This window comes from Pyxidicoccus fallax (genome assembly GCF_012933655.1).
GTDB lineage: Bacteria > Myxococcota > Myxococcia > Myxococcales > Myxococcaceae > Myxococcus > Myxococcus fallax.
On sequence record NZ_JABBJJ010000668.1, the window covers coordinates 1 to 1,994 of the forward strand.

Genomic DNA, 1,994 nt, shown 5'->3' on the forward strand with positions numbered 1-1,994 from the left:
GCCCCGCCCCGCACACCACGACGTGGCCCTTCATCGTCTCGGTGACCACTTCAATCCACTCCTTGTCGTTCTTGTGCCGGGCGAAGAAGAGGTAGGCGAAGCGCACCACGCCATCGGCCACCAGCGCGATGCCCACCGGCGGAATCACCAGGTTGAGCAGCTCGATGAGCCAGTCATGCACGTACGGCAGCGACGGCTGGCCGTAGAGCAGGAAGTAGACGTGGTGCAGCCCCTCGCCGAAGGTGATGCGGTCACCGTCCGGCGCCACGTAGCGCAGGTGGTACACCAGGGGCACCAGCAGGAACAGCGCCGCGGCCATCACCAGCGTGGTGCGGAAGCGGCGCACGAGCGCCCGCAGGTAGCGCAGGTTGGCGCGCAGCTCCCGGGGAACAGCCACCATGGAGGCCCCCTCCGGGCTCAGGACACCGGGGTGATGCCAGTCTCGGCCGCGTTGCGCGCCCGCCGCCGCTCCACCATCCACACCAGCAGCACGCCCAGCTCGTAGCAGAGCAGCATGGGGCCGGCCATCAGCGACAGGTTCACCACGTCACCAGTGGGGGTGATGATGGCCGCGGCGATGAGGCACACCACGAAGGCATGGCGCTGGTACTTGAAGAGCCAGCTCGACCGCACCACGCCCACCACGCCCAGCAGCGCCATGACGAGCGGCAGCTCGAAGATGACGCCGAAGGCGAGGATGAGCAGCAGCACCAGCGACAGCTGCTCGTGCATGGTCAGCATGGGCCGCGTCCACCGCGCCGCCTCGTGCAGCGCGTTGGCCGCCGCCAGCTCCTTCTCCAGCTTCCACAGCCCGGACAGCTCCTCCGTGCGGGTGGGCGCCACGCCTGCCAGCAGGCTGGCCGCGGCCTCCATGGACTCCGAGGCCGCCGCGTAGTCCTGCCGGCCGTAGGCGGCCACCGCCTCCACGCGCTTGTCCACCACCTGCCGCAGCACGCCGCGGGCGGAACCGTCGAAGCCGTCCGAGGCCGCGTCCACCAGCTTGCCCAGGCCGTCCAGCCGGGCCTTCAGCTCCACCGCGGCCGACGGCGTCAGCTCCGGCGCCGGGGCCTGGCCCTCGCCGGTGGCCCGCAGGGCCTCGCTCGTCTCCTTCGCGAGCACGCCCGCGCGCTCCGCGTCGCCGATGCGCAGGAAGCGCAGGGCGTCGTCCGCTCGCAGCCGGGCCATGTCCAGCCGCTGCTCCAGCGCGAGCGTCTCCTCCTCGTTGAGGAGGAACTTGAACATGGAGGGCAGCACCGCGAAGTAGCAGAAGGCGGCGCCGAGGATGAAGGCGATGGAGCCGAACATCACGAAGGGCGCGGCGAAGCGGCGCTCCTCCGGGTACAGCCCGGGCGACACGAAGCCCCACAGCTGCATGAGGATGACGGGCGTGGTGAGGAAGATGCCGCAGTACACGCCCACCTTCATGAGGACGTTCAGCTCCTCGATGCCGGACGTGTAGACGAGGGCGCGGTTGCCCTCGGGCAGCGCGTCCAGCACCGGCCGCATCAGCAGGCCGAAGATGGGCTTGGCGAAGAGCAGCGAGACGGTGCCCAGCACCAGCACCGCGATGGTGCACCTGAGCAGGCGCGAGCGGAGCTCCGTGAGGTGCTCCGCGAGGCTCATGCGCAGCTCGGGCTCGGAGGACTCGGGGGAGAGAGGCGGGGGACTCAGGGCTCAGCTCCGTTTCGGCGCGTTGCGCGCCACGGTGCCGGGGACGGGCACCGGCACATCAGGGGTCAGCGCCGCGGACTCGCGCGGCGTCGAAGGTTCGCCCGCCGGGGAGGCCACGGGCTCGTGGAGCGCGGCCGGCGCCAGCTCCCGGGGCCCCGTCGCGTCCAGCTCCAGCACCTGCGTCCCCGAGGCGGGGGCCTGGGGCGCCTCCACGGGAGCCTGCGGACCCGGCACCCCTGCTTCCGGGGCGGCACCGGCGGGCGCCTCCGGCGTGGGAGCGGTGGTGATGTCGGGGATGGGCGGAACGGGCGGGAGCGGCGTGG

The 1,994-nt window shown here is 71.8% G+C and carries 1 protein-coding gene and 2 pseudogenes; all 3 read right to left on the reverse strand.

Annotated elements, in window-relative coordinates:
• Positions 1-400 (reverse strand): annotated as a pseudogene (locus HG543_RS53310) (potassium transporter TrkA); the annotation flags it as partial.
• Positions 401-417: 17 nt separating this feature from the next.
• On the reverse strand, positions 418-1,623 hold the full coding sequence (gene tatC, locus HG543_RS53315) for a twin-arginine translocase subunit TatC (RefSeq protein WP_169352628.1): 1,206 nt from the start codon (positions 1,621-1,623) through the stop codon (positions 418-420).
• A 51-nt stretch (positions 1,624-1,674) separates the two neighbouring features.
• Positions 1,675-1,994: pseudogene (locus tag HG543_RS53320) on the reverse strand (Sec-independent protein translocase TatB); the annotation flags it as partial.